At 66.3% G+C, this 18,091-nt stretch carries 18 protein-coding genes and 1 pseudogene; 11 read left to right on the plus strand and 8 right to left on the minus strand.

What is annotated here, in order from left to right; genetic code table 11:
- The 5 genes and pseudogenes from GOACH_RS01215 to GOACH_RS01235 form a co-directional block, all read left to right on the plus strand.
- Positions 1 to 594: pseudogene (locus GOACH_RS01215) on the plus strand (MCE family protein); the annotation flags it as partial.
- Positions 594 to 1,904, plus strand: a complete 1,311-nt coding sequence (locus GOACH_RS01220; protein ID WP_005169314.1) for an MCE family protein — start codon at positions 594 to 596, stop codon at positions 1,902 to 1,904. The pseudogene GOACH_RS01215 and the gene GOACH_RS01220, both read left to right, overlap by 1 nt.
- Positions 1,901 to 3,373: an MCE family protein gene (locus GOACH_RS01225; protein WP_005169316.1), complete on the plus strand. Its 1,473-nt coding sequence runs from the start codon at positions 1,901 to 1,903 to the stop codon at positions 3,371 to 3,373. Before GOACH_RS01220 ends, GOACH_RS01225 begins: the two co-directional genes overlap by 4 nt.
- Positions 3,370 to 4,218, plus strand: a complete 849-nt coding sequence (locus GOACH_RS01230) for an Rv1363c family protein (protein WP_040517407.1) — start codon at positions 3,370 to 3,372, stop codon at positions 4,216 to 4,218. The genes GOACH_RS01225 and GOACH_RS01230 overlap by 4 nt, the downstream gene beginning before the upstream one ends.
- A 2-nt stretch (positions 4,219 to 4,220) precedes the next feature.
- Entirely contained in the window at positions 4,221 to 4,991 is a 771-nt protein-coding gene (locus tag GOACH_RS01235; RefSeq protein WP_005169320.1) for a hypothetical protein, read from the plus strand.
- Between the two features lie 127 nt (positions 4,992 to 5,118).
- Here GOACH_RS01235 and GOACH_RS01240 read toward each other — a convergent pair whose 3' ends face one another.
- The 3 genes from GOACH_RS01240 to GOACH_RS01250 all read right to left on the minus strand — a co-directional run bounded on the left by GOACH_RS01240 (position 5,119) and on the right by GOACH_RS01250 (position 7,734).
- Positions 5,119 to 6,612, minus strand: coding sequence for an aldehyde dehydrogenase (locus GOACH_RS01240; protein ID WP_005169323.1), 1,494 nt, complete (start codon positions 6,610 to 6,612; stop codon positions 5,119 to 5,121).
- Positions 6,613 to 6,744: 132 nt separating this feature from the next.
- Positions 6,745 to 7,356: an LON peptidase substrate-binding domain-containing protein gene (locus GOACH_RS01245; protein WP_005169325.1), complete on the minus strand. Its 612-nt coding sequence runs from the start codon at positions 7,354 to 7,356 to the stop codon at positions 6,745 to 6,747.
- Positions 7,357 to 7,425: 69 nt separating this feature from the next.
- Entirely contained in the window at positions 7,426 to 7,734 is a 309-nt protein-coding gene (locus GOACH_RS01250) for an antibiotic biosynthesis monooxygenase family protein (protein ID WP_005169327.1), read from the minus strand.
- A 67-nt stretch (positions 7,735 to 7,801) separates the two neighbouring features.
- On the opposite strand from GOACH_RS01250, the gene GOACH_RS01255 reads away from it, so the two are divergent.
- On the plus strand, positions 7,802 to 8,626 hold the full coding sequence (locus tag GOACH_RS01255; RefSeq protein ID WP_040517408.1) for an alpha/beta fold hydrolase: 825 nt from the start codon (positions 7,802 to 7,804) through the stop codon (positions 8,624 to 8,626).
- Between the two features lie 68 nt (positions 8,627 to 8,694).
- Here the strand turns inward: GOACH_RS01255 and GOACH_RS01260 are convergent, their stop codons facing one another.
- Positions 8,695 to 9,798 carry a DUF2189 domain-containing protein gene (locus GOACH_RS01260; protein ID WP_005169330.1) on the minus strand — a complete coding sequence of 368 codons (1,104 nt, stop codon included), beginning with the start codon at positions 9,796 to 9,798 and terminating at the stop codon, positions 8,695 to 8,697.
- 69 nt (positions 9,799 to 9,867) lie between these two features.
- The gene (locus tag GOACH_RS01265; protein WP_005169332.1) at positions 9,868 to 10,761 is read right to left on the minus strand and encodes an iron-sulfur binding domain-containing protein; all 894 of its coding nucleotides are present in this window, start codon (positions 10,759 to 10,761) and stop codon (positions 9,868 to 9,870) included.
- Between GOACH_RS01265 and GOACH_RS01270 the strand changes: the two genes are divergently transcribed.
- Together GOACH_RS01270 and GOACH_RS01275 are read left to right on the plus strand one after the other, a co-directional pair.
- Positions 10,760 to 11,479, plus strand: coding sequence for a carbonic anhydrase (locus GOACH_RS01270; RefSeq protein ID WP_005169333.1), 720 nt, complete (start codon positions 10,760 to 10,762; stop codon positions 11,477 to 11,479). The two genes, GOACH_RS01265 and GOACH_RS01270, sit on opposite strands and share 2 nt — an antisense overlap.
- 128 nt (positions 11,480 to 11,607) lie before the next feature.
- Positions 11,608 to 12,360 carry a hypothetical protein gene (locus GOACH_RS01275; RefSeq protein ID WP_040517414.1) on the plus strand — a complete coding sequence of 251 codons (753 nt, stop codon included), beginning with the start codon at positions 11,608 to 11,610 and terminating at the stop codon, positions 12,358 to 12,360.
- A gap of 58 nt (positions 12,361 to 12,418) precedes the next feature.
- Here GOACH_RS01275 and disA read toward each other — a convergent pair whose 3' ends face one another.
- Positions 12,419 to 13,519: a DNA integrity scanning diadenylate cyclase DisA gene (gene disA / locus GOACH_RS01280; RefSeq protein WP_005169336.1), complete on the minus strand. Its 1,101-nt coding sequence runs from the start codon at positions 13,517 to 13,519 to the stop codon at positions 12,419 to 12,421.
- A 66-nt stretch (positions 13,520 to 13,585) separates the two neighbouring features.
- Here disA and GOACH_RS01285 point away from each other — a divergent pair, with 66 nt between their 5' ends.
- A complete protein-coding gene (locus GOACH_RS01285) occupies positions 13,586 to 14,134 on the plus strand; it encodes a PaaI family thioesterase (protein WP_005169338.1) in 549 nt (182 codons plus the stop codon).
- 133 nt (positions 14,135 to 14,267) lie between these two features.
- Here the strand turns inward: GOACH_RS01285 and radA are convergent, their stop codons facing one another.
- Complete coding sequence (gene radA, locus GOACH_RS01290; RefSeq protein WP_005169340.1) at positions 14,268 to 15,653, minus strand: DNA repair protein RadA; 1,386 nt, start codon at positions 15,651 to 15,653, stop codon at positions 14,268 to 14,270.
- Positions 15,654 to 15,754: 101 nt separating this feature from the next.
- Positions 15,755 to 16,396 (minus strand): copper chaperone PCu(A)C domain-containing protein, encoded by a 642-nt coding sequence (locus GOACH_RS01295; protein WP_005169341.1) that lies wholly within the window; start codon positions 16,394 to 16,396, stop codon positions 15,755 to 15,757.
- A gap of 429 nt (positions 16,397 to 16,825) precedes the next feature.
- On the opposite strand from GOACH_RS01295, the gene GOACH_RS01300 reads away from it, so the two are divergent.
- A complete protein-coding gene (locus tag GOACH_RS01300; protein ID WP_005169342.1) occupies positions 16,826 to 17,314 on the plus strand; it encodes a CarD family transcriptional regulator in 489 nt (162 codons plus the stop codon).
- Between the two features lie 22 nt (positions 17,315 to 17,336).
- A complete protein-coding gene (gene ispD, locus GOACH_RS01305) occupies positions 17,337 to 18,086 on the plus strand; it encodes a 2-C-methyl-D-erythritol 4-phosphate cytidylyltransferase (RefSeq protein ID WP_005169343.1) in 750 nt (249 codons plus the stop codon).
- Positions 18,087 to 18,091: the final 5 nt, after the last annotated feature.

Here is an 18,091-nt window from a genome sequence, read left to right on the forward strand (position 1 = left end):
CGCATCGCTTCGGTGACAGACGTTCTCGCCGACAACACAACGCAGCTCGACGGTGCGATGCACAACCTCGACTCGGCGATGGCCGACATTCAGACGTTCATCGACCAGAACAAGGATGCACTGACGTCGTCGGTGGCCAAACTGTCGGACACCACGCGCATCCTTGCCGAGAAGGACGACAAGGTCCGCGGACTGCTGCACTCGGCACCCAATCAGCTCGCCAACTTCTACAACATCTACAACCCGCTGACCGGCTCGCTCTCCGGTGTCTTCGGGCTGGGTATGGGGAACAACCTCATCACCTTGCTGTGCGGGACGATCGAGGCCAACAACCGCCCCGGACAGAGCGAGGCCGACGTCGAGAAGTGCGTCGACGTTCTCGCGCCCGTTCTCGGCTCACTGTCGGTGGCCTACCCTCCGTTCATGTCCGACCCCGTGGTCGGCAAGAGCGCACTGCCCAGCCAGATCACCTATCAGAACGCAGACGTCAAAGCCCGTGCCCAGCAGGGAATCCGTGACCAGGATGCTGCCACCCGGCGTGGCAACGGCGGCGGACTCGGTGATCTCCTCGTGCCGTGGGGAGGCGAGGGCTGATGTCGCGCAGGCGCTCCCGTGGGTTGCGTACCGCCCTCATGGTTGCCGTGGTCGCCACCATCGCGACGGCGTGCGGATTCGACGGCGCCGACAGCCTCCCGGTGCCCGGGGCTCAGGGAACGGGTAACGGGTCGTGGGAGATCTCGGCGGTCATTCCGACCGCAGCGGGACTGACCAACAATTCGCCTGTCATGTTGAACGATGTGACCGTCGGCAGTGTCGGCAACATCGAGGTGGACTCCGGCTGGCATGCCAAGCTCCCGATCCGGCTGAACCCGGGGATCAAGGTTCCCCGCGGTTCGTACGTGAAGGTCGGGATGACGAGCGTGCTCGGTTCGACGCACCTGGCCATCGTGCCGCCCGAGAAGGTCACCGCGGGCTATCTGCACGCCGGGGATCAGATTCCCCTGCCGTCGTGCCCGGAACAGAAGAACATCGCAGCGCCGTCGGGCCAGCGTGTCGCGGACATCAATTCGGCACAACAGGTCCCGCAGTGCGCATTTCCGACCACAGAGCAGGTGCTCAGCGCACTCTCTGTGGTGCTCAACGGCGGTGGACTCTCACAGCTCGGCGATGTCACCCACGAGCTGAGCCAGATCCTCGGTGGCAACGCAGAGTCGATCCGACAACTCGTCCCGCGGCTTGACACGCTCATCTCCGACCTCGCCGGACAGTCGGGCAACATCATCGACGCGATGAACGGGCTCGACAGGTTGAGTGCCACCATCAACCGACAGAAGCCGACCGTCGAGAAAGCGCTTGCCGACGGCCCGGACATTTTGCGGATGCTCAACGACGAGCGGGACAAGTTCACCGGTGCGCTGTCGGCATTGAGTGGATTGTCGAAGACGGTCAACGACGTGCTCCGCGCCAACACCGATGACATCAAGACCATCGTCGCGAATCTGAATCCGACGGTCGGTGCGCTCGCGGCGGCGGGGCCATCGCTGCCTGCGGCCACCAAGATCCTGTTCACCTTCCCCTTCCTCGAGGAGACGATTCCGCAGATCGTCAAGGGCGATTACGTCAATTCCGATCTCGTGCTCGACCTGACCGTCGACCGGCTCAAGCAGACCATTCTCATGACCTCTGGGCTCGTGGGTCCGGAGGGTGTGACAGGCCAGCCGGCCGGCGCGGCGAAACGCGGGCTCGATCCCTTCACCTCGCCACTTGTTCCCGGTGGTGAGAAGCGCCCCGACAGCACCGAACCGGTTCCTGCCGGTTCGCCGGAATCGACCGCCACGGGCACATCCCCGTCGCCGCAGGCGCAGCCTTCGGCGGGGGCATCGCGGAACGGGGGCGGTCGATGAAGATCACCAGGTTCGTGCGGATGCAGCTCACGATCTTCGCGATCGTCACCGTCGTCGCGCTCGTCGCGATGGCCGTGTACTACGTGCGGCTGCCTGCAATGGCCGGCGTCGGACGATACGCGGTCACCCTCGAACTGCCGAGTACGGGCGGAATCTACACCAACGCGAACGTGAGCTATCGCGGTGTGAACGTCGGCAAGGTGACGCAGGTGCGCTTGACCGAGAACGGCGTCGCGGCGGCGTTGTCGATCGAGAGCTCTGCGAAGATCCCGGCCGATTCGAAGGCGTCGATCCGCAGCGTGTCGGCCGTCGGCGAGCAGTTCGTCGAATTCACGCCGACGTCCGGATCGGGAGGGCAGTACCTCGGCGATGGCGCGGTGGTCCACAGCACCGATGTGCCCGTGGAGATCTCGTCGGTACTCGAACAGGCCAACGCGCTACTGGAGAAGGTCGGTGACACCCGGCTGCGCGATGTGATGGACGAGGCGTTCACCGCGTTCAACGGGACCGGCGAGGACCTGCGTCGACTGCTCGACTCGATGACACTTCTCGTCGACGACGCCGACAAGAACGTCGACGCGACCATCGATCTGGTCAAGCAGACCGGCCCACTGCTGGAAACCCAGAACAGGACCGCCGACTCGATACGCGCCTGGACCGCCGACGCGGTCAAGGTGACCGATCAATTGCGGGCGAACAAACCCGAGATCACCGACATCCTCGCGAAGGGGCCGTCGACGGCCTCGAAATCGCAGCAACTATTCGCGGGCATGGACCAGACGTTGCCGATGTTGATCAACAATCTGGGGGTCGCGTCGAAGACACTCGCTCTCTACCTACCGAATCTCCAGCAGGTCGTGGTGATCTACCCGCGGCTCATCGGTGCGCTGCTGACTGCCGTCCACCAGGGATCGGCCGAATACGGACCCAGCGTGCTGTTCTCACTCGGCTTCCAGGATCCCGCGCCGTGCACCGTCGGCTTCCTGCCATCGGATCAATGGCGCAGCCCGGCGGTGCAAACCGCCCAGGAACTTCCGCCCGGTCTGCTGTGCCGGCTACCGCAGGACACGCAGATCGCGGTCCGTGGCGCGAGGAACTTCCCCTGTGTCGAGTTCCCCGGCAGACGCGCACCGACACCCGAGGAGTGCCGAACCGGCTTCAAGGCCAGTCCGAAGAAGAACGTCGCCCTACCCAACGGAATCCCTGGCCTGGTGCCCGCTCCCGCCGGGTACACGACGCAGGCCACCCCTGACGCGTATGAGCCGGGGCCTGCCGTTTACGGCACCACGTACGATCCGGATACGGGTGACTTCATCGGCCCTGACGGAAAGACGTACAACGCCGGAACAGGTACAGGCACCCGTGGACGAAGTGACGACCAGGGGCATGGCGCCGCTCAAGGACAGAACGACGATCAAGGACAGCGGGACACGTGGCAGGGACTGATCACCAGCGGGATCGACGAGTGAGTCGACAGACGACGACGCGCCGTCCCGTCCGCTCGGCGCCGCTACGGCGGCGCGGTCGACGCAGCGTCGACGAGCCGGTGGCCGATGGCATTGCAGAACCTGCCGAGGCCGCCACAGATCTCGTCGACGGTGCCGCCGATCCCGTCGCCGCCACGGAACCCGTCGCCGACGCTGGCGAGCGCCCCGACGGCACTGTGGAGCCCGCCGAAGCCGCCGATCCCGCAGAACCCGCCGACGCCACAGCGGAACCCGCCGACGCTGCGGGGCGCCCGGTCAGTTATCGCGAGCGTCGCGCTCGTCGGCAGGCGAGTACTCAGCGTCGACCCGTCGAGCGTCGGGCCCGCGTGAGTCGAGGGCGCAACTTCTGGTGGATGGTCGCGGGCGCGGTATGCGGGGTGTTCATCGTCGCGTGCCTGATCGCGTCAACGTTGTTTGCCGTCGGTACCAATCGACTCGAGCATCAGAACGATCTCCGGGCGTCGTACTCGACGTTCGCGCGGCAGATGACCATCGACCTCACTTCACTCAATCCGGGCAACGTCGACAAAGCGCTGCAGACCGTGCAGGACAAGACCAGTGGTGATGCGCAGCAACGCATCAGACAGTCGATGGCGCAGGTTACCGACCTCATCCGTACGCAGAATCAGACCGTGACCTCGTCGGTGATCACCGACGCGGTGACCAAGGCGACCGACGACGAGGGGTCGGTGATCGTGGTCTACGGCTGGGAGATGAAGTCGCAGGACCCGAAGCAGGAGACCGTCGTTCAGACGTTCCGCTGGCGGGTGGACATCACGCGGATCAACAATGCCCTCAAGATGACCAACTTCGAGTGGGTGATCTGAGCATGGTGAACACGGCCGAGAAGGACACCGCCGGAGCGGACGCGACGGGAACGAAGAACACCGGGGCGGCGGCCACCGGCGCAGTGCGAGGCAGCAACGTCACGCGCAGCGGGAGCGCGAGAAAGTGGCTCACCACGGGGCGTCTGGTCGGATTGGGTCTCGTTGTCGTCGCTGTTGCCTGTGCGGTCCTCACGGGATTTCTCGGGTTCAGATATTGGGACGTACGTGCCACCGAGGACGCTCGCGAGTCGTCGCTCGACGCCGCGCGGGATTACGCGACAACGATGTTCGGCTACGACCCGGTCAATGTCGCCGACCACGTCCAGCGTTCCCAGCGAGTCGTCACCGGCGATGCGAAGGCTGAGTACGACCGTCTGATCGCGAAACCTCTGCCCAACGAGAAGGACGATTTCGTCGAGGGCGTCCGCAAGCAGCGGGTGGTCTCGCAGGCGGTCATCCAGGACGCCGGTGTCGTGACCAACACGCGCGACACCTCGACCGTCCTGCTCTTCATGAACCAATCGGTCAGCCGGGACGGCAAAGACCTCGTGCGCGTCGATCCGAGCAGACTCACGTTCTCGATGGTTCGTCGCGACGACACCTGGATGATCGAGAAGATCGAGATCATCACCGACGACTCGTTCCGCAGTCGTATCGAACAGACCGCGACACCGCCCCCGGGAGCGGTTCCGCTGCCGGGCCCCGAGTCAGGTTCGGCGCCCGCCACGAGTGCCCCCGCCACTCCCGAATCGAGCGCGCCGCCAACGCCCTGAGGTTGCCGGGCTTGAGGTTGCCGGGCTGGCAGGTGGCGCGCCGCGGCGTCGATTGATCGTGTCGGCACGTCGGAAAAGAACAGTCCTCCCCCGATGGCGATCATCAGGGGAGGACTGTCGAGTGTGGTCAGGAGACCTGGTACCCCATCGGGAGCATCGTCGACTTGTGTTCGATGAACGCCTCGAGACCCTCTGGGCCGCATTCGCGGCCGATGCCGGAGTTCTTGAAGCCGCCGAATGGTGAACCGGGGTCGATGGCGTAGAAGTTGATCCCGAACGTGCCGGTCCTGATCTTCTCCGAGATCTCGATGCCACGCTCGACGTCGGCGGTCCAGACGGTGCCCGCCAGCCCGTAGTCGGAGTCGTTGGCGATGGCGATCGCCTCGTCGACGTCGTCGTAGGTGATGACCGACAGCACCGGCCCGAAGATCTCCTCCTGCGCGATCGTCATGTCATTGGTGACGTCGGTGAAGATCGTCGGGGTGAGGAAGTAGCCGTCGTCGAGGCCCTCGGGACGGCCGCCCTCGAGTGCTGCGGTGGCGCCCTCCTCCTTGCCCTTGGCGATGTAGCCCTCGATCTTCTCGAGCTGGCGCTTGCTGATCACCGGTCCGAGCTGGCTGTCGGCCTCGCTGGGCAGACCGACCTTCATGGCCTTGGCGGCCTCGATCATCGCCGCAACGATCTCGTCCTTGCGATTGGCCGGTACGAGCACCCTGGTCTGCGCGACGCACGCCTGACCGGTGTTGAACAGTCCGAGGAAGACCATCATGGGGATGTTGTTGATGTCGACGTCGTCGAGGACGATTGCGGCTGACTTGCCGCCGAGTTCGAGCGAACACCGCTTGAGCGACTCTGCGCACGCTGCGCCGATCTGACGGCCCGCTGCGGTAGAGCCGGTGAACGTGATCTTGTCGACATCGGGGTGCGCGACGAGGGCCTTGCCGGTCTCCGGTCCGCCGGGGATCACCGAGATGACGCCGTCGGGAACCCCGGCCTCGGCGAAGATCTCGGCGATGGCGTTGGCTGTCCGCGGGGTCTCCGGTGCGGGCTTGAGCACCACCGAGCACCCCGCGGCGAGTGCGGCGCCGAGCTTGTTGCAGACGAGGAACAGCGGCACATTCCACGCGGTGATCGCACCGACGACGCCGACCGGCTCGCGGGTGATGCGCGTGGTTCCGAACAGGCCGGTGCGGTACTCGGTCCAGTCGTACGTGCGCGCGGCCTCGGCATACGAGCGCAGCACACCGGTGCCGGGGAGCTTCTGCAGCATGTCGACGGCGCTCGGCGGTGCGCCCATCTCAGAGGACACGAGGGCCGAGATCGACTCTGCGCGTTCGTCGATGATGTCGGCGACCCGTTCGAGTACGGCGGCCCGCTCGGCTGCGGGTTTCTGCGACCAGACGCCCGACTCGAAGGCGGCCCTGGCGGTGCGGACCGCTGTGTCGACGTCGACCTCATCGGCGAGTGGGACCGAGGCGACCCGCTCGCCGGTCGTGGGCGAGAACACCTCGAGGGTCTCGGTCGAATGAGGCGCCACCCACGTACCGCCGATGTAGAGCTCGGTCCGGTCGTCGGAGGTGCCTGCCCCATTCGATGAACGGGGTTCGACGGTCTGGGTCATGCGTGCTCCTGATGTTGGTACCCGATGTTTTCCCTCGACCAGCGGTTGACGGACAGAGCCGGGGAGGGGCGCGGACAGGTGTGAACCACCGCACATCCAATACTAGAACACGTTCTAACTCTGGTGTCGAGATCAGGCGTCGAACGCGATGCGGGCGGCGAACCCCTCGACCGCGTCGTCGAGGATCGCGATGCGGGCGGGAAAGTCGGGCGCCTCGAGAAGGGATTGCCGATCGGCGGCACCGATCGGTAGGCGGGCGGCCCAGCCGAACAGTCCGGCGTCGTCGAGATCGGCTGCATCGAACGAGGGGAGATCGTCGGGCAGGTGTTCGCCTCGCCTGGCGTAGGCGTCGACGACGATCTCGCGGATGCGTGCTCCGAGCGCGAGCGAGTCGGCGCGGGAGGTCGTGCTGATCTTCGGCTCGTCGAGCAGAGCCACCTCGGCGCGCGGGTACGGATCGTCCGGCAGCCACTCGGTCACCCGGAACCGTCGGGTGCCGACGCAGTGCACGAACGACAGCCCGACCGGATCGCGGCTCACCCGCTCAATGGCGGCGAAGGTCCCGACGTCGTGCCGGACGTCACCGCCGCCGACCTCCGACCCGCGCGCGATGAGCACGACACCGAAACGCGGCGGGCCGTCGGCGGTGGCGAGGCAGTCGTCGAGCATCGCCCGGTAGCGCGGTTCGAAAATCCGTAATGGAAGCACCTCACCCGGCAATAGTGCTGTGCCGAGCGGGAACATCGGTTGTGCGCTCATGAGTGTGCACTCCGGCTGTGCGGGCCGCGCATGCGGCCACGCGGAAATGAGTTGTCAGGAAGAGGGTTTCGCGTCGAGAACCACCTCGAACTCGAGGAGGTCTGCACCGCTGGCGACCGGCTTGGCGCGCTCACCCGAATGAGCCTCGCGCGCGGGACCCGACGCCCACGCCTGGAAATCCTCTTCGGTCTCCCACTGCGTGACGACGAAGTACCGGTCGTCGCCCTTGACCGGGCGCAACAACTGGAATCCGAGGAAGCCCTTCGATCCGTCGACCGAGTGCGCGCGGTTGGCGAAGCGCTTCTCGAGTTCGGGGCCTGCGCCCTCGGGGACCTGGATTGCGTTGATCTTCACAACTGTCATGACCCCAGCCTAGTTCGCGGTGCTGCCTGGTTCGGAATGCCCGCGCGTCGGATTAACCTCGTTGACTGTGACTGCGTACGTGAGGGCCGAGACGGGACTGCTCGACCACGGTGGTCCCGATCGGGGCCTTGATGCGCAGCAGCCGACGGGTGAGCAGGGCGTGGGGCCGATCGTGCTGCTCCACGGGCTCATGGGACGCGGTCGTACCTGGCGGCGACAGATTCCCTGGCTGCGGCGGTACGGCCGGGTCTTCACCTTCGACGCCGCGTTCCACACCGGAGTCGACGCCGCGCACATCTCCGATCCCGCAGAGGTCTCGACCGAGCGATTCGTCGCCGACCTTGCCGAGATCCTCACCTGGATCGACCTGGGACCTGCTGTGCTTGTCGGCCATTCGATGGGTGCGCTGCACGCCTGGTGTGCCGCCGCAGAGTATCCGGAGTTGGTCAGCGCACTTGTAGTCGAAGACATGGCGCCGGACTTCCGCGGCCGGACTACCACCGAGTGGACACCATGGTTCAACTCGTGGCCGGACCGTTTCACCTCACTTGCGCACGCGCAGCAGATGTTCGGACCTGTCGCCGGACGGTACTTCTACGAGGCATTCGACGACGGCCGACTGCACGGTCAGCTCGATACATGGACGGCGATCGCGCAGGAGTGGGGCACGCGTGACTTCTGGGAACAGTGGCGTCGCGTTCCGGTGCCGAGCCTGCTCATCGAGGCGGAGAACACCGTGACGCCCGACGGGCAGATGCGGAAGATGGCATCGATCAACGACCACGCCACGCATCTGCGGATCAGCGGAGCGGGTCACCTCGTACACGACGACGCCCCGGAGGTCTTCCGGGGCGCCGTCGAAGCGTTTCTCTCCGCGTTGCCGTATCGCTGATCGGCGCGGCGTCGAATTAGGTTGTGGTCTTAGCTGGTTGGGTCTTTCGGATGTGGCCGTAAGCCCGCTCAGGAGGCGGGCGGCGCGACCGGCTCGCCGACGATGCGGCGGAACGCGTGGACCTGGAACAGCGCCGCCAGCGGCGCGGAGACGATCAGTCCGATGCCGAACAGCAGTGCACCCACGAAGTTCGTCAACCACACGATGATCAGGGTGAGGATCGAGTCACCGATCTTGTTGGTGGTCACACGGAACGAACGTCCGATCGCATCTCCGGGGGAGCGGCCCTCACTGATCGTCGCGAGCACCGCGAACTGCAAGAAGAACGCTGCGATGACTCCACCGATGACACAGAAACCGAGTACGAAAGTGATCAGGGCGACGAGGATCGTCGTCCCGATGACCGGCCAGAATCGGATCGGGACCAGGAACGACTTCGCGTCGACCGGTTCGCCGTTTGCGACGCGGACGGCGCCGGAGAGGATCGAGACCTGGATGTACAGCAGGAGCAGGAGCCCGAGAATGTAGATCACGATCAGGCCTGCCAGTGCTCCGCCACTCATCGTCGTTGTCTCGTAGCTGGCGGTGTAACCGCCGTACGCGCTGCCGCCCACGGTGTTGGTGGTCGTAGTTCCGAACAAGGACGAGCCCCAGAGGATCAGGACCCAGAACACGATTCCGACGACCGCCATGATCACACCGGGCAGGACCATCGGGCCGGGGTGCGCCTTGAACTGGCTCCACGCCCAGCTGAAGCTCTCGCCGACGCTGAACGGGGTCCCCGGTGCACCGGGCGGCGGAGCGGCGGCGTAACCGGGAGCCGTGCCGTACGGATTCGAGGGCGGTGGGGTGCCCGGCGGAACCGAACCCGGCGCGGGGGTGCCGTACTGGGGCTGTCCGTACTGAGGTTGTCCGGGCGCGGGTTGCCCGTACTGGGATTGCCCCGGTGCAGGTTGCCCGTACTGGGGTTGTCCGGGCGCGGGTTGGCCGTACTGAGGTTGCCCGTATTGGGGTTGGCCGTACTGAGGTTGGCCTGGCGCGGGTTGCCCGTACTGGGGTTGGCCGGGATTCGGCTGTCCGTACTGTGGCTGACCAGGAGCGGGATTGGTGCCGTGAGGCTGGTCGGGAGTGGATCCGGAAGAGGGCGTCGAGTCGTTCGGCGGCTCAGTCATCAGGCAAAGCTAGCAACCCTGCGGGCGCAGGTGAAGCGTTCGAACGTCATACATGGGGACGTGTCGCTGTCATCCGCCCTCGCCCGCCAGACAGAAGCGGCCGTCGGCGGTGATCTCGACGAGGCCGTCGACGAGCAACGAGTCGAGTGCGCGGTCGCGCTGGGCGGTGTCGCTGAGCCAGACGACGTCGAGCCGGTCACGGATGACCGGGCCGTCGGTGCCGCGCAGGACGTCGAGGAGCAGTCCGCGGACCTGCCGGTCGGTGCCCGCGAACTTCTGCACCCGTTTGGGCGGTCCGGTGTGCGCGGGTTTCCCCGCGTCGACCCAGGCGCACGTCAGCGGGCAGCGCGCGCAGTCGGGGTTCCGGGCGGTGCAGACCAGTGCGCCCAGTTCCATCAGAGCGGCACTGAACCTGGGGGCCGACGCCGCGTAGGTCCCGTCCGCGTTGCGTGGCAGCACGGCCTCGGCGTCGGCGAGGTCTCGCTTCGACGGATTGCCCGGCTCGGCACGTCCGTGAACGGCACGCGCGAGTACGCGTCGGACATTGGTGTCGACGACCGGCACCGCCTGTCCGTAGGCGAAGCAGGCGACCGCACGCGCGGTGTAGTCGCCGATGCCGGGCAGGGTGAGCATCGTCTCGACGTCGTCGGGAACCCTGTCGTCATGGTCGGTGGCGAGTACCCGGGCACATTCGTGCAGGCGCAGGGCACGTCGCGGATAGCCGAGCTTGCCCCACGCCCGCAGCACATCACCGGGCGACGCCGCAGCCATCGCCGACGGCACAGGCCAGCGTCGGACCCACTCGCGCCACGGTTCGACGACGCGGGCCACCGGCGTCTGCTGGAGCATGATCTCGCTGATGAGTATCTGCCAGCCGGAAAGGCCGGGCTCGCGCCACGGCAGATCGCGTTCGTTGGCGTCGAACCAACCCAGAAGCACTTGAGGTGGCAGACTAAACGGCATGATCGGATTGACCCCGAGACAGGCGTGGGACGTACTGCGCGAAGGCAATCGGCGCTTCATCAACGGAGAGTCTGAACATCCCAGCCAGGGTATCGAGGACCGTGCGCGACTCGTCGCGGGCCAGCACCCGCACGTCGTGTTGTTCGGCTGCGCGGACTCGCGCCTCGCGGCCGAGATCATTTTCGACCAGGGACTCGGCGACATGTTCGTCGTTCGCACGGCAGGCCACGTGGTCGACTCGGCGGTGATGGGCTCGCTCGAGTACGCCGCCGAGGTCCTCGAGGTACCGCTCGTGGTGATCCTCGGCCACGACAGTTGTGGGGCGGTCAAGGCGACCCTCGACGCCCTCGACGACCTGCAGATTCCCGGTGGCTATATCCGCGACGTCGTCGAGCGGGTCACGCCGAGCATCCTCGCGGGCCGTAGCGAGGGACTGACCAGGGTTGACGAGTTCGAGGCCAGGCACGTCGTCGAAACGGGCCGGTTACTGATGCAGCGGAGTCGGATCATCGCCGACCGGGTGGCCAACGGAAAGCTCGCGATCGTCGGCCTGACCTACGCGCTCAACGAGGGTGCTGTGCAGTTGCAGGGCGCCTACGGTGACATCGGTCAGGCGTATGTCGAGATCGATGGGTCCGACGGCAACGCGCACAAGGGGGCACACGAGGCGTCGGCGGGCGTCGACCACGTGGTTGCCGACGAGGCTGCTTCGGCCTAGGACGCCCCGTCGCAGCGGCGCGCAGCTTAAGTCAACCTTTAGACTTTGCGCCGGTCAGGCGCGTTTTTCTCGACGACACGCCGCCCGGGGTCAACTGCGGTGCGCTGGGTGGCCGTTAGCGTGGACGCGTGATCGAACCGCAGGGCCCGCTTCCATCCGAGATCTATTGGCGTCGACGTATCGTCGCCGGTGGTGTAGCGGTGGCAGCGCTGGCTCTGGTCATCGGTCTGATCGTGTGGACAACCTCGGGAGGCGACAAGTCGCCGTCGAACACGGCGTCGGCGTCGTCCGTCTCGACGACGACATCTCCCGCCTACGGATCGTCGGAGTCGTCGCAGGCCCCGTCCGGCCAGGGCGGGTCTGGCGGCGGTGGCGGGAATCCGGCGAACGGCTCCGCGGGCGTGTCCGGTCAGCCGGGACAGTCACCAGCATCCGGGGATGCGCCCGCTCCGGCCAGCGGAGTGAACGGGACTCCGCTGTGCCCCGACCAGAACATCGCCGTAGTGCTTTACACCGACAAGCCGACCTACACCGTCGGAGATCAGCCGGTGTTCACGATCGTCACCACCAACGCAGGATTGACCGCGTGCACCCGTGACGTGGGGAAAGCAGCACAGAACGTCGTCGTGCGGACGCTCGACGGGACCCGCACGCTGTGGTCGGCGCAGGACTGCTCGCCGCTGAAGGACGTGAACAACGTCGTGCTGCAGCCGCAACAGCAGGCCAAGGACACCATCACGTGGTCGGGAACGACGAGCAACCCCGGTTGCGACAAGCCGCGCGTCGCGGTGGCTGCCGGGTCGTATCAGGCCATCGGAAAGATCGGCGAGAAGGAATCGGCGCCGATCACGTTCAACGTCGTGGCCCCCGCACAGCAGTAGCAGCTGACCGTCGAGCAATGTCCTGAGTTCCTGCGACGTCGTGGTGGGCTTGACCGGGCTAGTCGAATCTCTCGATGCTGGTCTCGGCGAGCCGCGACAGACCCTCGCGGATGTGCCGTGCCCAGATACCGCCGATGCCCTCGATGGCCTGCAGATCGGCGGCAGACGACGCGAGCAGCGCCTGCAACGTCCCGAAACTGCGCACGAGGCGGTCGATGTGGGCGAACTGCAGCCGCGAGATGCCCGCGAGGAGGCGGTAGCCGCGTGGGCTCATCGCGGTGTCCTGGGCTTCGATGGTCGTCGGATAACCGAATGCGCCCGCGAGGAGTGTGAGGTCGAGGAGATCGGCGTCGGAGAGGGCTTCGATCGCCTCGAGCGAGCTGCGCACCTCCTCGGTCGTCGCCGGCTCGGGGCTCGCGTAGTAGTCGCGGACGAGTAGTTCACGCATCGTGTCGTTTTCGGCGATGAGCTCTTCGAGCTGCAGACTGACCTGTCGCCCGTTGACTCCGAGTTCCAGGACGTAGTCGTCGATCTCGGCCGACACGCGACGCACCATCTCCATGCGCTGAGCAGTCGACATCGCGTCGCGGAGGAGGACGTAGTCCTCGATCTCGGCTCGCGACAGCGCGGCGCTGACGTCGTCGAGCCGCATCTTGTAGCGCTCGAGGGTCGAGAGCGCGACGTTGGCGCGCGAGAGGATCGGGTCGGGACTCTCGACCACCTTGCGCAGGCCATCGACGTAGACGCTCACGATCGACATCGACGCACTGACCGAGATCACCGGATGTCCGGTCTGGATAGCCGTGCGTTCGGCCGACCGATGTCTCGTCCCGGACTCCTCGGTCGGGATCGAGGGATCCGGCACGAGTTGGACGTTGGCGCGGACGATCCGCTTGCCGTCGGTGGAGAGCACCACCGCGCCGTCCATCTTGGCCAGTTCGCGAAGGCGTGTCGGGGCGAACTCGACGTCGAGGTGGAACCCGCCATCGCAGATCTTCTCGACGTCGGAATCGTGCCCGATGACGATCAACGCGCCGGTGCCACCGCGCAGGATGCGTTCGAGACCGTCGCGGAGCCCGGTGCCCGGCGCGACGCGAGCAAGGGTCTCGCGCATCAGTTCCGAGCGTGTCCCCGGCTCGGTTCGCGCGATGTCGCTCATGGTGTGCGTCCCTTCTCGCGGCCGCGCGTGAGAAGCACGAGCCGTCGGAGACTAGGGTAACGGCACGTGAAACGTGACTTCGTGGTGCCCACCGACCTCGACCCCCTGGTCCGTCACCCGAAAGCGGCGGCTCCGGGCGAACCGATCCGGATGCACAATCCGCTGTGTTTCGGGTGTGGCGCCGAGTCGGCGCAGGGACTCCACCTCGAGGTGCGCGCGGCGGAGGGCTTCGCGGTCGAGACGTCGATGCTCGTCGAGCCCCGGTTCGAGGGCGGTCCCGGCGTGATCCACGGCGGCATCCTGTCGACGGCGATGGACGAGGTGATGGGGACGGCCCCGCTGTTGGTCGGTCCGTCGGCGGTCACCGTGCATCTCGAGGTCGACTTCGTCGCGCCGGTACCGATCGGCTCGACGCTGCAGCTTCGCGCGGAGATCCTCGGCAGGCAGCGGCGCAAGGTCTTCGTCGAGGCCGTCGGGCACCTCGGTGATCCGTCGCAACCGGTGGTGGTGGGGCACAGCATCTTTGTGACCATCAACGCGCGCGAACACTTTGCGAAGCACGTCGAGAACAGTTCGATGGCCGACGAGTACAAGCAGCGCATGTCGCGTCCGTGAGTCCGGCGGCCACCGAGCAGGAGGTCGCAGACGCGGCCCGAACCGGTGGACGCGGTCGGTGCACCAACCGCGTCCACCTGCTCGTGCGGCGTTGGGCCGAGATCGCCGGACCCGAGGTCTGTACGGTCTCAGGTCAGAACGGTGCGCGGGAGGCGTCGACCGGGGCGATGAAGGCCGCACGCATGGCGTCGGCGAGCACCGACACGCGGGTGATCTTGATGCCCTTGGGGAGCTGGTCGTCGGAGCCCGCGGGGATGATCGCGTGGGTGAAGCCCAATCGTTTGGCTTCGGCGACCCGACGCCCGACTGCCGAGACGCGGCGCACCTCGCCGGCGAGGCCGACCTCTCCGATCGCGACCGTGGTGCGCGGCGTCGGAGTGTTCTTGATGAAGGAGTTCACCGCGAGCGCGATCCCGAGGTCGGCGGCCGGTTCGGTGACCTTCATGCCACCGACCGTGGACAGGTAGACCTCGCGCTCGCCGAGCGGTAGCCCCGACCGTCCCTGCAGTACGGCGAGGACCATTGCGGCACGCGCGGAATCGAGACCGGACACCGCGCGACGCGGGTTGGCCATCTTGGAATCGGCGAGCAGGGCCTGGATCTCGCCGACGAGTGCACGCTTGCCGTCCATCGCGACGATCGACGACGACCCGCTCACGTCCGAATCATGTTGGTGGACAAAAATTCCAGACGGATCGGTGACCTGATGGATGCCGTCGGAGCGCTGCTCGAAGCAACCGACCTCGTCGGCCGATCCGAACCGGTTCTTGATACCGCGCACCATGCGCAGAGCCGTGTGGCGGTCGCCCTCGAACGACAGCACGACGTCGACGAGGTGCTCGAGCGACCGCGGTCCGGCGACGCTGCCGTCCTTGGTGACGTGCCCGACGAGGATGACAGCGATCCCGCGGTTCTTGGCGAGCGAGACGAGTGCGGTGGTGACTGCGCGGATCTGCGTGACCCCGCCTGTCACGCCGTCGGTCCCGGTGGCGACCATGGTCTGCACCGAGTCGACCACGAGGAGCGAGGGCCGGACGGCGTCGACATGTCCGAGGACTGTCGCGAGGTCGGTTTCGGCTGCGAGATAGACGTTTTCATGCACGGCATCGGTGCGTTCGGCACGCAGCCGGACCTGTCCGGCGGATTCCTCGCCGGTCAGATACAACGCCTTACGCCCGCCGCGCGCCCAGTGCTTGACGGTTTCGAGGAGCAGTGTCGACTTCCCGACGCCCGGCTCGCCTGCCAGCAGGATCACCGATCCCGGCACCACTCCACGCCCGAGTACTCGGTCGAATTCGGCTATGCCCGTAGGGATCGCATTCGACGACGCGGCGTCGACCTCGGTGATCGGGACGGCGGGACTCGACGGTGCGACAGCACTGTGCGCAGCGACTGCTGTGGGCAGCGACGCCACCTCGTCGACGGTGCCCCACTCGCCGCACTCCGGGCATCGGCCAACCCACTTGGCGACGGTATGGCCACACGCGGAACAGCGGAACGTCGACTTGGGTTTTGCCACGGCACAAGACTAGGGCAGGGCACCGACAATGCCGCAATGCGCAGACGAGCCCCGAAGCGGTTGCTCCGGGGCTCGTCGTGAGGGTCTGTGTAGTGCCGAGATCAGTGCGGCAAGACGTTGGGGGTGTCCTCGGCGTGCTCGTCGGCCGGTGCCTCCGCCTCGCGGACCTTGTCCTGGCGGGTGAGCAGCGTGCCGGAGTCGATCGGGGTGTCGATGGTGACCGAACCGGCCGGTGAGGTCGACCCGTTCGCATTGACCTTCTCGAAAGTGAAGGTGAGCTTGGTGGTCAGTCCGACGGCGACGGACTTGCCGGTGCCGTCGAGCGTCGCGGTCATCCGCTTCTCCTCGACCGGGTTCGGGATGTCGGTCTGCTGGATCAGTGCGGCGGGCTCACCGGCGCGCAGGGCCTTGCCCGGCTGCAGGTCGTAGCGGTCCTTGAGCGTGACGTTGCCGTGTTCGGCCGTCACGTTCACGAGCCGGTAGGTGTCGATCTCGCTCTGGTTGGCGATCACCCAGGACAGTTCGAAGGGGCCGCCGTTGTCGAACACCGACGCCGCGTTCTGTGCCGGGTAGATGATCTGCACGTCGCGCAACTCGATCTTGCCGAGGTTGGCGCTGTTGCCGTTGACCGCGGGCAACTGGTTCGCTGTCTGCGAGATCTGTCCGGCACCGCAACCGGTGGTCCCGAACGCGATCGCGATTCCGACTGCTGCGATGGCTGTGGCTTCGGCGAACCGACGCACACGACGAGTCGGATGGCTCGACCCACTCCGAGTTGTCCCACTCCGAGTTGCCTCATTCTGCGATGACACAGACACCCGTTCCTCCCAGGTAATCGAAAGGCCGAAATCGCGTTGGCGCGAACCCTGCACTACGCAGCGTAGTGGGCGGGCGTGCCAAAATCCCGGCGGGGTACCGGATTGGTACCGACGAACCGTATTCGACGGCCTTCTCCGAGCGGCTGCGGGGACGTCGAATACGGCGTCGCGGCGGCCTGTGAATCGGATGCTTGCGCGTTGCGGCCGAGGCTGTTATGGCCTCACCCGCTCACCTGCTGCAACAGTGAAATCCACGGGGCCGCAGGTGCGCAGTAGTGCCTTGACCTGCACCGTTGGATGTGACCCAAATGACCACCGTGCTAGACTGGCCTTACTCGAAAGGGGCATGGAACATTGAATTTCAAAGTTGGCGACACCGTTGTCTACCCCCATCACGGTGCTGCTCGGGTCGAAGACATCGTTACCCGAACCATCAAGGGTGAGCAGATCGAATACCTCGTTCTCAAGGTTGCCGATGGTGATATGACCGTTCAGATTCCCTCGACAAAGCTCGAATACGTCGGCGTCCGAGACGTTGTCGGCGAAGAGGGACTCGACCAGGTGTTCCAGGTGCTTCGGGCACCCCACACCGAGGAGCCCACCAACTGGGCCCGACGTTTCAAGGCCAATCAGGAGAAGCTGATCTCCGGCGACATCATCAAGGTGGCCGAGATCGTCCGCGACCTGTGGCGGCGCGAGCAGGACCGCGGACTGTCCGCGGGCGAGAAGCGCATGCTGACACGTGCTCGGCGCGTGCTGGTCGACGAGTTGTCGCTCGCCCAGAACACCGATGACGAGAAGGCCACCAGCATTCTCGACGAGGTGTTGGCCGCAGCGTCTTGACGCTGACGGTCCGCTGACCGGCGTGGCCCCGGGGAGTACTTCGTCGGGCGGTGCCTCCGCCTCTGGCGGTAGGACGACCGCCTCCGGAAGCCCGACGACGAGCGTCATCATCCCGGCCGCCGGCTCGGGTACACGCCTCGGACTCGATCAGCCCAAGGCGTTCGTCGATCTCGGCGGTTCGACCATTCTCGAGCGTTGTGTCGACGGTGTTCTCGCCGCCGACATCGACGCCGAGGTGGTTGTCGTCGTTCCCGCCGACCTCGTCGACCGCGCCGCAGCGCTCGTCCCGTCGGCCGTCGTGGTCGCGGGCGGAGCGCATCGATCCGAGTCCGTGCGTGCCGGCATCGCGGTCTGCGGCAACGCCGACGTCGTGCTCGTGCACGACGCCGCGCGGCCGCTGACACCCCCGCGCGTCTTCCGTGCCGTACTCGACGCGGTTCTCGCCGGACATCTCGCCGTCGTGCCGGGTCTACCGGTGGCCGACACCCTCAAGCGTGTCGACGGCGCGGGACGCGTACTCGACACCGTCGACCGTGAACCACTCCGCGCCATCCAGACGCCACAGGGCTTCTCGCGCGATGCGCTCATCGCAGCTCACGCCGACGACTCCGGTCTCGCCACCGACGACGCCGGGTTGGCCGAACGGATCGGTATCGACGTCCACGTCGTCGCCGGTGATCCGCTCGCCTTCAAGATCACCACGCCGTGGGATCTGCGCATAGCGCGCGATCTTGTCCTCGAGCCGACGACGACACCGGGAGCACTGCGATGAGAGTC

It is taken from the genome of Gordonia aichiensis NBRC 108223 (genome assembly GCF_000332975.1).
Classification (GTDB): Bacteria; Actinomycetota; Actinomycetes; order Mycobacteriales; family Mycobacteriaceae; genus Gordonia; species Gordonia aichiensis.

What these genes read in the sequence shown, in the direction of transcription:
- GOACH_RS01220 (WP_005169314.1), top strand. Translation starts at nt 594, where the DNA reads ATGTCGCGCAGGCGCTCCCGTGGGTTGCGTACCGCCCTCATGGTTGCC.
- disA (WP_005169336.1), bottom strand. Translation starts at nt 13,519, where the DNA reads ATGAGCGACATCGCGCGAACCGAGCCGGGGACACGCTCGGAACTGATG.
- GOACH_RS01260 (WP_005169330.1), bottom strand. Translation starts at nt 9,798, where the DNA reads ATGACTGAGCCGCCGAACGACTCGACGCCCTCTTCCGGATCCACTCCC.
- GOACH_RS01270 (WP_005169333.1), top strand. Translation starts at nt 10,760, where the DNA reads ATGATCGGATTGACCCCGAGACAGGCGTGGGACGTACTGCGCGAAGGC.
- GOACH_RS01250 (WP_005169327.1), bottom strand. Translation starts at nt 7,734, where the DNA reads ATGACAGTTGTGAAGATCAACGCAATCCAGGTCCCCGAGGGCGCAGGC.
- GOACH_RS01245 (WP_005169325.1), bottom strand. Translation starts at nt 7,356, where the DNA reads ATGTTCCCGCTCGGCACAGCACTATTGCCGGGTGAGGTGCTTCCATTA.
- GOACH_RS01235 (WP_005169320.1), top strand. Translation starts at nt 4,221, where the DNA reads ATGGTGAACACGGCCGAGAAGGACACCGCCGGAGCGGACGCGACGGGA.
- GOACH_RS01225 (WP_005169316.1), top strand. Translation starts at nt 1,901, where the DNA reads ATGAAGATCACCAGGTTCGTGCGGATGCAGCTCACGATCTTCGCGATC.
- GOACH_RS01265 (WP_005169332.1), bottom strand. Translation starts at nt 10,761, where the DNA reads ATGCCGTTTAGTCTGCCACCTCAAGTGCTTCTGGGTTGGTTCGACGCC.
- GOACH_RS01240 (WP_005169323.1), bottom strand. Translation starts at nt 6,612, where the DNA reads ATGACCCAGACCGTCGAACCCCGTTCATCGAATGGGGCAGGCACCTCC.